We start from the raw sequence: 12,561 nt of genomic DNA on the forward strand, positions 1-12,561 counted from the left end.
AATAAAATTATAATAATATATACAAGTATTTATTAATACTTAGTAATAGTGGTTTCAAGTGAAGTTAATTACAATCAGAGTTCTCATAGATAAATAAAGAAATAGATTGGCAATTGGCAGGAAGGTAAACTATCCTATGTTGTCAGTGTTAGAGATTCTTTATTTGTTGTCAACTTGGATGAAAGTACTTCAACCTTTATCCTCTACAAAGCCCAAATCGACCAACTCCCGCACAACCTTTCTGGAAGAAGGATTCGATGATTTTATTTCTCCTAGTCTGACAAACAGGAGATGAGATGGCGAGTGATTCTGCTTTAGATATTAAAACAGGAGGGAGTTAAATAAATGGAGAGAAAAATAGTGAATAAAGATGATTTTCTCTATCCTCGTGGTCGTTACTATGGTCAGGTAAAACCAGAAAACTTGGTTTTTAATGCAAATCTACAGGAATTTGCTCAACGAGTTAGTTACATCTGCAACTTAGAAACAGGTGGAAAATTACCTCCAGGTGAAGCCTACGAACAAATCAAGGATTTGTGGAAACAGTTGAAACGCACAAAAAAACAACTAAAAATTGGCGAAGAACCGTTTCAGAGTGACCAAGGGGATATTGAAGATTAAGAAATTAGTCCAAAGTCAAAATATTGACCCTTGACGTTTTTGATTATTTAACAATCATTGTCCAGACACCATCCCAAGATTTAGGAGGTGGCGTTTGTTGATAATTACGAGTACGTTCTAGGTAGATATCAACAGCTTGATCTGTGGGTCGGATGTGTTTAGCAGCTTCAAAACAGGCGATGGCCTGTTCAAAATTGCGCGATAAATAAGCAGCACGTCCAGTTTGGTAATGGAATAAAAATTCTTGAGTGTTGGCATCTAGGGGGGTGCTGCGATCGCCAATTAACTCGTAGATGTTCACTGCTTGGTGTTTACCCTTGACCCGAATTTTATCTAACTGGCGAACCCAAATGCGATCGCTGCACAGTTGGTAAGTAAATTCACTCAAAAGTATGTCACAGCCATATTCCTTAGTGACTGCTTCTAAACGGGAACTCAAATTCACACTATCCCCAATAACGGTATAGTCCATCCGCTTGCGGGAACCGATATTCCCTGAAACAACTTCACCAGAACTAATTCCAATACCAATATGGATTTGTGGCTGCGCCTGGATAAATCGCCGATGGTTAAATTCTTTTAGGCGGTGTCGCATATCTAACGCCGATTGCACCGCCCTCCAAGCATGATTTTCTGTAAGTGGTAGTGGCGCACCAAATACCGCCATTAAGGCATCACCAATAAATTTGTCTAAAGTACCTTCATAGTTAAAAACTGCCTCTACCATCGTTTCAAAATACTGATTGAGCAGCGACACCACCTCAGCCGCACCGAGATTTTCTGTAAGGGTTGTGTAGCCCCGGATATCAGAAAATAAGATAGTTACTTCCTTGCGTTCGCCTACCATTAAGGCATCTTCTCCCAATGCCATAACTTGCTCAGCCACATGGGGCGTCAGGTAGCGGGACATGGTAGTTTTCATCCGTTTTTCCTGGCTGATATCTTCCAAAACCACCAAACCGCCCCTGACTCCGCCTTCTGGGTTTGTCAAGGGATTGACAGTAAGATTGATGCTGCGTTCTAATTTTTGTACCTGGTTAGAGGTGAGCAACTCAGATTGTGAAGTCAAGGGTTGATTCCAGGGAATGAAAACATCTGAGTTAGTGCGATCGCGCACTGCTAAAATGTAACAACCTTGTTGATTATTGGGTAATACAGAGCTAGCGTTATGATGAACCAGCTTTGTATAATGGTTTGCCAAATCATGGGACTGGCGAAAAGGTTCTCCAATCTGGGAAGCAGATGCGTTGGGAAATCCAGATGTTATAGCGGTTCTAGAGGCAGTAAGTGGGTGATGGCGAGGATCACCTTGAGGAACCAGCCTCACTGGCTTGTCTTTTGACGGCTGCTCTGTGACAATAACTGTCATCAGTTCTGGCGATTTATGGACACCTTCTGGGCGGCTTCCCGGAGAGTAAGTACTAATATCTAACTCATGTTCTTGAGTTTCACTCGTTACCTGGCACTCAGCAACGCCATTTGGTACAACAGGGGGAACCTCGCGATCGCCCTTGGCGTCCTCTTCTAAAGAAAAAAGTTCTGATAGTTGGAAGTCTCCGTTTTCACAACTTTCTTGCACACACTGATCCCTCAGTACTTGGTAAACTCCCACCGTCAAACTTTGCTCTGGCACATAATGTTTAGCCCCAGTTTTTAAACTATCTACCAGCCGCATTTGGAGATTTTCAATCGGTACAACCTCCCAAACTAGGCGACCAATCAAATTTTGTTCCCATAAAAGCTTGTTATTTTTCGTATGAGCCTCCCCCAAAGGACAACCCAACAACTCCAGTGCCGCGTCATTGATTGTGACAATCCGACCTGCCATATCTGTAGAAATCACAGCATCCGACAGACTTTGCAAAATATCTTTTTGATATTGTTTTTCTAAAAGTACATTTTCAAACAGGCGGGCATTTTCCAGAGCAATTCCTGCTTGGATATTAAAGGCCCGCATAAACTCTTCATCAGAGGCGGTAAAACTGCCTTGTTGCTTATTAATTAATTGCGTGACACCAATTAATTCATTTGCCGAATTAAATACTGGCAAACACAAAATATTGCGAGTTACATACCCAGTCTTTCTATCTGTAGTTGGATCAAAGCGGGGGTCTTTGTAGGCATCGGCAATGTTTAATGCTTCACCAGTGGAAGCCACATAGCCGGCAATGCCACGGCTGGCAGAAATGCGGATTTCTACCAAGTTTGTACCATCCGCTGCTACCGCCACCTTCGTCCAGAGTTCACTCATCTCTTTACGATACAAAAATAGCGTGCTGCGGTCTGCTTGCATTAAAATCCGAGCTTGCTCCATAACTATCTGCAAAGTTGCTTCTAAATCCAGACTTTGCCCTAGTGTTTGAGTTGCCCGCAATAGAGCCGTTGCCCCCCGCTGATTGCGAGCTGCTACGTAAAAAGATTGGCAGCTTTCTAGAATAATGCCAATAGAAGAGGCAAAGTCTCGAAAACGCTCCTCATCATCTTGATTAAAAGGAATATCCCCAGTTTTATTAGCCAGTTGTACTACTGCTACAGTCTGATTTTTGCTACTCACAACTGGCATACATAAAATATTGTGAATCTCGTAGCCCATTTGTTTTTCTAATTCTGGGCTAAATAAAGGGTGAGTAGAGGTTTCAGATATATTCAAATATTCACCTGTACTGGCAACATGACCTGGGATACCAACTGTAATAGGAGTACGAATTTCTAAGAATTTTTGGGTATTACCTTGAGGAACTTTTGACCATAACTGACCTTTGTCATAGTCAACTAAAAAAATGGCTGTGTGTTCGGCCTGGAGAATTTGACCAATTTTGAGTGTGATGGCTTCTAGCACTTTCTCCAACATTGTTTCTAGAGCTTCATTATTAATCAGTTCAATGGCTCTTAGAAATTGCTGGAACTCAGCAGTGATGAAGTCTAGTAAGCAAACAAATTCGTTAACAGATAAGTCTTTGACGCGACGTAGTAGAGCGTGAGTACGATTAACTTGAGTAAGTTCAGTTAATGTAGCCAGGACGCTACCAGGGTTGGGGAGTGTCATAGTAATTTTAAATTTTAGTTTTTAGATACTAGTTTTTTATTTCTGCATAGTAATTCTAAAATCGACATTTCCCAAAATTTGGGGCGAGGTTTCCCGCCCCAGAAGTCAAAATTCTACTTAAACAGCTTTGTCTAACTGTTGCGAAAATATTACTTTTTGATAGTAGTTTTGTAGCTGGCGTGTGGCAGATCCCCAACCCCAACTCTCTGCTTCTTGACGAGCATTTTGACGAATGATGTCTCGCTGTTGTTTTTGTTGTAATAGGCGAATAGTCGCAGCGATCGCCTCTTGAATATCTGCTGTTGGCTCAAAAAGATATCCATTTACCCCGTCTGTCACAATATCAGGAATTCCTCCAGAACGAGCTGCAACCACTGGACACCCAGCGGCCATTGCTTCTAGTAAAACTAAGCCTAATGTTTCTGTACGGGAAGGAAAGATAAATGCATCAGCGCTAGCAAAGGCAGAGCCTAATTCTTGTCCCATAAGATATCCGACAAAATGAGTGTTTGTGCCAGCAAAGTGTTTTTGCAATGCTTGACGGTGCGGCCCATCCCCTACCAATGCCAATCGGGCTTCAGGAATTGCCTCTAAAATTGGTTTGATACGCTCAATTTCTTTTTCAGCAGAAAGACGCCCAACGTAAAGTAGCAAAGGACTTTCGGGATGATTCTGCGACAAGCGCGATCGCATTTCCACACTAGCTAAATCGGGGTGAAATAATTCTGTATCCACACCCCTTTGCCATAAATCTACGCGTTCAATACCGTGTGCCGTTAGTTCTTCCATCATCGCTGTGGAGGTACACAGATTTAATGCTGCTTGATTATGAGCACTTTTGAGCAATTCCCACAAAAACCCTTCTAGCATCCCCAAGCCATAATGCTGGAGATATTGGGGTAAATGCGTATGATAAGACGCCACTAAGGGAATTTTGAGCATCTTGCTATAAAATATCCCAGACAAACCCAAAACTGCTGGATTTACTACATGAATGATATCTGGCTTAAATTGTTCTAAGGTGTAACCAATGGCTGGCCGAGGAAGTGCCATCTTCAATTCTGGATACAATGGCAGAGGAAAGCCAGTAACGCCGTAAACTTTAGCTCCTTTGTGTTCAGTAATACCTCCATCAGGAGCAATAACTAACACTTGGTCACTATTGCGCTGTAGATGGTCAACGGTGTGACGCAAGCGCGTCACAATACCGTCAACCTTGGGCAAAAAGGTTTCGGTGAATAGAGCAATTCTCATAAAAAACTATTCAATCCAGGCAGATAATCGCAGCTTTTTTTGCATTTAGCTATTAAACACAGAGTAAACTGTCTCGCGTGTTGGAATCAATTCTGCACAGTCAGACTTAATGTTTTGCCGCTGCTTTCGTACAAAATCCGAGATCACCTCAATGTTCACAATCCAATCTTTAGCGTAAGCACCTGGCATTTTACTACTAGCTGGATGATACGTTTAATAATTAATAATTAATTGGTCGTCATACTGTGCTAATAGATGACGACCAGTTTGAGTTTAGCTGCTCACTTGAGTTAAACAAGTGTTACCATCTGTACCCAGGTTTACCCTAATTTCTGTGCCAAGAGACTTTAGGTAGAATTTGCTTATTATCAACTCGTTTCTGATACTTGATGGCAAAGTTCAATAAAGAATCAAGCAAAGAATCAGAAAGCAAATGAGGCTGTAAACCGAGATCTAGCAGTTTTGTATTTTTAGCATTGAAGTAATGTTCTTCTTTCTCGACTCTGGGGTTATCGAGGTGATTGATGTCTACATTCAATCCCAATGCGTTCCCAGCTTTTTTCACCATCAATGCCAAGTCACCGACGCTGAATTGCTCGGTAAATTGATTAAATACGCGGAACTCCCCAGGTTGGGCTGGGTTAGCGATCGCTAATTCAACACATCGCACTGTATCTCGAATATCTAAAAATCCGCGAGTTTGTCCACCTTTACCGTAAACAGTAAGGGGGTGTCCAATAGCTGCTTGAATGCAGAAGCGGTTTAGTGCAGTGCCAAACACTCCATCATAATCCAGACGATTAATCAAAAGTTCGTCCATCCCCGTTTCTTCGGTTAAGACGCCGTAAACTACACCTTGATTTAAATCAGTCGCTCGCAATCCCCAAATCCGGCAAGCAAAGTGGATATTGTGACTATCATGAACTTTGCTTAAATGGTACATTGAACCGGGTTGCTTGGGATAAGGCAGAGTATCTTTGCGCCCATTGTGTTCTATGGTGATATACCCTTCTTCTATGTCGATGTTGGGTGTACCATATTCACCCATTGTTCCCAGTTTCACCAAATGACAGTCAGGGAAATCCTCCCGCATGGCATACAGCAAATTGAGAGTGCCGACTACGTTATTTACCTGTGTCAGAACCGCATGTTCGCGGTCAATCATTGAGAATGGAGCCGAACGCTGCTCACCAAAATGCACTATGGCGTTTGGCTGAAATTTGTCCAAAGCTCTTTGGAGAAACTCATAATTGGTAATATCTCCGACAAAAAAGTCAACAGATTTACCAGTCAAATCTTGCCAGCGCTGGAGGCGTTGCTGAATTGGTGCGATCGGGGTAAGAGTTTCGACACCCAGTTCGTTATCCCAGTGCCGCCGCACCAAACTATCTAAAATCCCAACTTGATAACCTCGATTGGAAAGGTAAAGAGCGGTTGCCCAACCGCAATACCCATCGCCACCAATAACCAGGACTTTCATCTTAACCAGTTTTTACTCGCTGATAGCTAAATCTATCAGGTTTATGTCCCCTCTTTATCATCATTCTGAAAGAGATATGGAAATGAGGACATAAGAAGCGAGGAAAGCAGTGGCAGCAGGGCTAACTAAAATAACGAAATTCCGTTCCATTATCTCTGTAAAAAGCCAGCATGAAGAGATGAGACAGATGAAGTAACAGGACACAAGGGGAGTGGTGAAAGTGGAGCAGTGGAAGAGTGGGCAAAAAAAAGACAAAGAGAATAATTACTGACTTTTGACTCTTGACCCTTTACTAATGAAAAATGAGTTAGGACTTTGGAATGCGATACTGCTGGGCGATGTAATAAAACAAACGGTAGTAATCTTGAAATTCTTGGCTATCGCTTTGCCCTTGCCAGTAGTATTGCATTTGCCCTTGAGTTAAGGTCAGTGTCATTGAACTTATTTGTTGATTAACTTCTACTACCAGTACCCCAGATATTCCTTGGGTAGTCCGAAAGTTGGAATTTATCTTTCCTTTCCCGTCTGTAATAGTATCTGGTATCTGATGACTTGCCCAACCCCGAATTACTACAGAGTTATGATGCGGTGAAACAAAAGCAATGCCATCATCATTTTCTGGGGTTGGTAAAGAAATCCAGTTACTAGGGTATGGAAACTCAAAACTATAACGGTAATTGTTATAAGTCTTCCATGTAATAGCTCTAGCGTTAAAACCAGTTGTAGTACACCCGCATAGCATGATGAACAAGCTTAGAACTTTGCTAACGCTAAAGGCAAACGCATACCTTCTTCGCTTTAAACAACAGGTTTTAACCGCAGCAGTGGTCATTATTACACTTTTTACCAAAGTCACTGAATTTTGCAAAATTTTCAGAAATACAAATCTCTAACGCTACTACCGTTTTATTTAAATCTGGTAGAAACCGCGTAACCGTTTTATAGATAATAGATAACTTAGGTCAGTGACAATGTCACTAATGAGAACAATAGATACAGAATACAGATAAGTCTTATTGTAAATAAATGTAACGAAATAGCCGTCAAAACGCTTTGCCATCTTGACAATGGTTGGAGGAGCCGATAACGTGATATACATACCCGGGTAAGACCGTTAATGAGTTATATGCAAGCTAAGCAAAAGGTTACTTTGTATCTATCGCCAGAATTACACAAAAGGCTGAAGATTCGTTCAGCAGTCGATTCTGAATCAATGTCAGAACTTGCCGAACGGGCCCTTGGTTTTTACTTGTCCAATTCAGAAATAGTTGAAGAGGTAGAAGCTTCTTCTTACGGGCGAACCCATAAATTATATTCCTGTCCAAATTGTGAAAGCTCACTAGTATTACGTGATGGAGAACTGGTTGCATTGGGCAATCAATCAGGAATTATTGGTCAAGAGCATCTTCCCATTGACGAGATGGCTCAAGATGAAACCAATCCTAAGGGTGAGGAAGAGTTAGTTCCTTGCTAGATAGGAATTATGAATGGAAGAATTCATAGTCCGGTTGTCTTTACTAAAAGCAATGTCTGTACTGTCTCTATAAGGTCTCAAGTAGGTCGATTGTATGAAAGAAGAGCTCAATATACTAATTCAAGCTCAATACCCTCTAATCTACCTTGTGACCTCCGAGGAAGAGCGGGCAGAGCAGGCAATTTCCACAATCGCCCAAGTGTTAAAGCCCCAACGCCGAGTATACGTTTGGACAGTAACCCACGGCATTGTGGAGTATGGTCAACCACGGAATGTCACTCAGCACAATACCGTTTCTCCAGAAGCGGCGATTGAGTGGATAATCCGGCAAAGAGAACCTGGTATATTTATTCTTAAAGATTTACATCCATTTATTGATGCGCCTGCGACAACTAGATCGTTGCGAGATGCGATCGCCAGCTTCAAAGGTATGCAGAAGAACATCATCTTGATGTCGCCAATGCAACAAGTTCCTATTGAACTGGAAAAAGAAGTTGTCGTTCTGGACTTTCGACTGCCGGATATGGCTGAGTTAAATAAAGTATTGACTCACCATCTAGAACAAAATCGTGGGCGGCGGCTAACAACAGAGGCACGAGAAAAGCTTCTTAGAGCAGCTCTGGGTCTAACTAAAGATGAATCTGAGAAAGTATATCGTAAGGCGCAGGTCACTACAGGGCGTTTGACGGAAGATGAAGTAGATATAGTTCTATCTGAGAAAAAGCAACTGATCCGGCGTAATGGTATACTAGAGTACATTGAAGAAGATGAAACCATTGATGCTGTAGGTGGTTTAGAAGAACTAAAAAAATGGCTCAAGCAACGCTCTAACGCCTTCACAGAAAGAGCCAGAGAGTATGGTTTACCTCAACCAAAGGGAATGTTAATTCTAGGTGTTCCCGGTTGTGGTAAGTCGCTGATTGCTAAGACCACTTCTCGACTGTGGGGTTTACCAATTTTACGCCTGGATATGGGGAGAGTCTACGATGGCTCAATGGTTGGTCGAAGCGAGGCAAATCTACGCAATGCTCTAAAAACAGCAGAATCAATTTCCCCAACTATTCTGTTTATCGATGAGTTAGATAAATCCTTTGCTGGTAGTGCTGGTTCTGGTGACTCGGATGGTGGAACTTCAAGCCGGATTTTTGGTTCTTTCCTCACATGGATGCAGGAAAAGAAATCTCCAGTGTTTGTGATGGCAACCGCCAATAGAGTTGAACGCTTACCTGGGGAATTTTTGAGGAAAGGTCGTTTTGATGAAATCTTCTTTGTAGATCTGCCAACTCCCGAAGAACGTCAGGATATTTACAACATCCACCTGACCAAGCGTCGTGAAGACATCTCTCGATTTGACCTTGAGCAACTAGCCAAGATGTCCGACGGCTTTTCCGGGGCAGAAATTGAGCAAGCGATCGTTGCGGCAATGTACGAAGCTTTTGCCCAAGATCGGGAGTTCACCCAGTTAGATATTATTGCTGCACTAAAGGCTACTTTGCCGCTGTCTCGCACGATGCAAGAACAGGTAACGGCCCTAAGAGACTGGGCCAGACAGCGAGCACGACCCGCAGCATCCTCCGTTGCTGAATATCAGCGAATGGAGTTTTAAAAGCTTTCCCTTGCTAACCCAGGGGGAAAGGCTAGCTGAAAATGCTAGCAGTTACGAAAAAAGCCGCTTCAAGCTGAGCAGCGGCTTCGCCCAAAGCAAATCGTTGTCTTTTTTCTCAATCTTCTCACTGGAGGAAACCCAAATGTCTCACTTTAGCACTCTGCGTACCAAGATCACCGATGCCGAAATCCTCAAAGCTTCCTTGCGCGACCTCGGTATCAGCGTAAAGACTGAAGCTGATGTCCGTGGCTACAACGGTCAGCGCGTGCGTTCTGACATCGTTGCCGTGTTGGAAGGCGAATATGACCTAGGTTGGTCTCGCAACAGCGATGGTTCTTTTGACCTAATCGCTGACCTGTGGGGCGTTGCTAAAAAGCACAACCAAACCGAGTTGATCAACTCGATCAACCAAAAATATGCTGTTAACAAAACCTTGGCTGAAGTAAAACAGCGCGGTCTACAAAACGCCAATGTAAAATTGGTATTGCAATAACTATTTCTCTGCGCGTTCCCAAAGCTGCACGGGTTAACCAAGTTAATAGCGGTTAGCCCGCTTTTTTATCGGGGCTGAGATTTTTTTCTCAGTCCCGATTTTTTATGACTCTAGTCAATACTAATTTAAAATGAATAAGCCTTATTAACTTCAGCTTTTAAATTTGATGCCTGAATTTCGCAATGATTTTCAATCAAGAGCTATTACAGAGAGAGCAGGCACATTTATTGACAATATGAAATTACCTATTCATAGATGGTTTAGGTATTCTGCTGGATTTTCAGCAACTTGGGTTGAAGGAGTAATCGCAGAACTGAAACCGAAAATTGTCCTCGATCCATTTGCAGGATCGGGCACTGTTTGTATTGCTGCTGATAAACTTGGTGTGAACTCCTACGGTATTGAAGCGCACCCTTTTGTTTATCGGCTTGCACAAGGTAAGCTCTCATGGGAGATACACACCCATCAGTTTTAGGAAGCAATCACTGAGATTAAAAATCTTGCTGCTAGTCTTCAGCCAAAGTTTCCAGACAAAATGCCAGTATTACTAAGCAAATGCTACACCGAGGAGGTATTAATACATCTGTTCAAAATCAGGCAAGCCTATTTAGAGCTAGCTCCAACTCTATCCGAAGAGTTACAGTCTCTCACTTTTCTAGCAATCTCTGCTACTTTACGATTGTCAAGCTATGTAGGCACGGCGCAGTGGCAATATATTCTTCCAAACAAACGAAAAGCCAAGATTTCTAAACCACTTAATGCACTAGATATCCAAATCGCTTTGATGCTAGAAGATATGCATTGTATGCAGTGTCTTAGAACAGCAAGCCAAGCTACCCTGCTTAAAGAAGATGCAAGGATTTTAGAAGGTATTCCCGATAAGTCAATAGATTTAGTAATAACCTCTCCACCATATGCAAACAACTATGACTATGCTGATGCCACGCGTCTCGAAATGACCTTTTGGGGAGAGGTTAACTCTTGGGGGGATTTACATGATACAGTTCGCAAGTTTCTGATTCGTTCAAGTACGCAACATGTGTCAAAGGATCGATTGAAATTGGATGCTTTGATAGCTGATCCTATACTTGAGCCAATTCGAGATGAGTTAATTCTTGTTTGTAAAGAGCTAGAAAAAGTCCGAGAAACTAAAGCTGGCAACAAGGCTTATCACACAATGATTGCCGCATACTTTGTTGATATGGGGTCTGTATTCCATGCCCTTCGTCGAGTTACAACATCTGATTGTAAGATTTGCTTTATAGTTGGAGATTCCGCTCCATATGGGGTGTATGTTCCAGTCGAGCAGTGGTTTGGAAAATTAGCAAATGAGGCAGGGTTTTGCTTATGGTCTTTTGAGAAAATTAGACAACGTAATATCAAATGGAAAAACAGAAAACATAATATTCCTTTACATGAAGGAAGGCTTTGGATAGAAAATTAGATTATGGCACAGTCACCATCACACAAGTTTGGTCAGCAACTAGGCAAACTTCTTGAAGATATTGTACTTTACGATATTCTTAAACCTCGACTACAGCAATTTGCCCAAGTCAAAAACTACTATCTTGACTGGCAGCGATCGCGTCCAGCTAGAAGTGGTAAAAAGGTTACTTGGGAAGATAAGTATGGAAATAAGCATGATCTAGATTTTGTGATTGAAGTCGATGGTACGGATAATAAGCTTGGCAGACCTGTTGCATTTATTGAATCTGCGTGGCGTAGATATACAAAGCACTCAAAGAACAAAGCTCAGGAAATCCAAGGGGCGATATTACCAATTATTGAGCTTCATCATCTATCTGCACCCTTTTATAGGGTAGTTTTAGCTGGAGATTTCACAAAACCAGCACTAGAACAACTAAAAAATAATGGCTTTGCAGTTATTTATATCCCCTATAAAAGTGTAGTATCAGCATTTCAAGTAATTGATTTTGATGTTGCTTTTGATGAAGATACTCCTGACGAAAGCTATACTACAGTATTTAGACAACTTGATAGTCTTACTAGTTCAGATAAAGAGAAACTGAGACAGGCTTTGATGCGAGTTTCTTAAGAAGAAGTAGATAAGTTTATGGAAACGCTTAGAAATTGTCTTGAGCGTTACATTAGTAATATAGTTTTAATTCCGCTTTTTGGAAGGAGATACGAATTTAATAGTATTGATGATGCAATTAGTGGGCTGAATACACTTAATATTGTCAGTCCAATTGGGGAATTTGAAAAATTTGAAGTTATCGTTGATTATAATAATAGCGATACAATTCGAGCTACTTTTCAAAATAAAAATTTATTGACAGACTTTTTAAGAAAATTGGAACATTAAGGTCAGCTTAATATTAAATTTATTACATACCAAATCTGACTTAAATCTAAAATTAACGCAGATAGCAACGCTTCACCGCACAGTGTCTTAAATAAAATTACTGCTTTTTAGCTGTTAAACACTATTAAATTCTTGAATTTATTCCCTACCAACCCACATTCCGCAGGTCTATCAGTTGAGAAGATAATATTTTCTGCAAGGCGCACCAAGAAACTGTAGAATCCATAGTCGTTCATCAGTAAGATTGGCAATGTGCTTCAA

General features: G+C 41.6%; 12 protein-coding genes. 8 read left to right on the forward strand and 4 right to left on the reverse strand.

Features of this window, described 5'->3' with window-relative positions; all coding sequences use genetic code 11:
- Nucleotides 1–345 precede the first annotated feature (345 nt).
- Complete coding sequence (locus tag HCR01_RS25990; protein WP_193198947.1) at nt 346–621, forward strand: hypothetical protein; 276 nt, start codon at nt 346–348, stop codon at nt 619–621.
- Nucleotides 622–664: 43 nt separating this feature from the next.
- On the opposite strand, the gene HCR01_RS39035 is transcribed toward HCR01_RS25990, so the two are convergent.
- From HCR01_RS39035 to HCR01_RS26015, 4 genes are all read right to left on the reverse strand, one after another.
- Nucleotides 665–3,667 carry a GAF domain-containing protein gene (locus tag HCR01_RS39035; RefSeq protein WP_226889622.1) on the reverse strand — a complete coding sequence of 1,001 codons (3,003 nt, stop codon included), beginning with the start codon at nt 3,665–3,667 and terminating at the stop codon, nt 665–667.
- A gap of 117 nt (nt 3,668–3,784) precedes the next feature.
- The gene (locus HCR01_RS26005; RefSeq protein WP_193198948.1) at nt 3,785–4,921 is read right to left on the reverse strand and encodes a glycosyltransferase family 4 protein; all 1,137 of its coding nucleotides are present in this window, start codon (nt 4,919–4,921) and stop codon (nt 3,785–3,787) included.
- A 325-nt stretch (nt 4,922–5,246) separates the two neighbouring features.
- Nucleotides 5,247–6,401, reverse strand: a complete 1,155-nt coding sequence (locus HCR01_RS26010) for an NAD-dependent epimerase/dehydratase family protein (RefSeq protein ID WP_193198949.1) — start codon at nt 6,399–6,401, stop codon at nt 5,247–5,249.
- A 307-nt stretch (nt 6,402–6,708) separates the two neighbouring features.
- A complete protein-coding gene (locus HCR01_RS26015; RefSeq protein WP_320073175.1) occupies nt 6,709–7,143 on the reverse strand; it encodes a hypothetical protein in 435 nt (144 codons plus the stop codon).
- Between the two features lie 384 nt (nt 7,144–7,527).
- Between HCR01_RS26015 and HCR01_RS26020 the strand changes: the two genes are divergently transcribed.
- The 7 genes from HCR01_RS26020 (at nt 7,528) to HCR01_RS39045 (ending at nt 12,300) form a co-directional block, all read left to right on the forward strand.
- Nucleotides 7,528–7,875 (forward strand): hypothetical protein, encoded by a 348-nt coding sequence (locus tag HCR01_RS26020; protein ID WP_193198951.1) that lies wholly within the window; start codon nt 7,528–7,530, stop codon nt 7,873–7,875.
- 94 nt (nt 7,876–7,969) lie between these two features.
- Nucleotides 7,970–9,481, forward strand: coding sequence for an AAA family ATPase (locus tag HCR01_RS26025; protein WP_193198952.1), 1,512 nt, complete (start codon nt 7,970–7,972; stop codon nt 9,479–9,481).
- 142 nt (nt 9,482–9,623) lie between these two features.
- Complete coding sequence (locus tag HCR01_RS26030) at nt 9,624–9,974, forward strand: DUF1257 domain-containing protein (RefSeq protein ID WP_015136553.1); 351 nt, start codon at nt 9,624–9,626, stop codon at nt 9,972–9,974.
- Between the two features lie 166 nt (nt 9,975–10,140).
- The gene (locus tag HCR01_RS39040; protein WP_226889623.1) at nt 10,141–10,449 is read left to right on the forward strand and encodes a DNA methyltransferase; all 309 of its coding nucleotides are present in this window, start codon (nt 10,141–10,143) and stop codon (nt 10,447–10,449) included.
- Nucleotides 10,450–10,509: 60 nt separating this feature from the next.
- Complete coding sequence (locus HCR01_RS26035; RefSeq protein WP_226889624.1) at nt 10,510–11,418, forward strand: hypothetical protein; 909 nt, start codon at nt 10,510–10,512, stop codon at nt 11,416–11,418.
- 3 nt (nt 11,419–11,421) lie between these two features.
- Complete coding sequence (locus HCR01_RS26040; RefSeq protein ID WP_226889625.1) at nt 11,422–12,030, forward strand: hypothetical protein; 609 nt, start codon at nt 11,422–11,424, stop codon at nt 12,028–12,030.
- 18 nt (nt 12,031–12,048) lie between these two features.
- Nucleotides 12,049–12,300: a hypothetical protein gene (locus HCR01_RS39045; protein ID WP_226889626.1), complete on the forward strand. Its 252-nt coding sequence runs from the start codon at nt 12,049–12,051 to the stop codon at nt 12,298–12,300.
- The last annotated feature ends 261 nt before the right edge of the window (nt 12,301–12,561 follow it).

The sequence above is a fragment of the Nostoc sp. MG11 genome (assembly GCF_014904695.1).
Classification (GTDB): domain Bacteria; phylum Cyanobacteriota; class Cyanobacteriia; order Cyanobacteriales; family Nostocaceae; genus Komarekiella.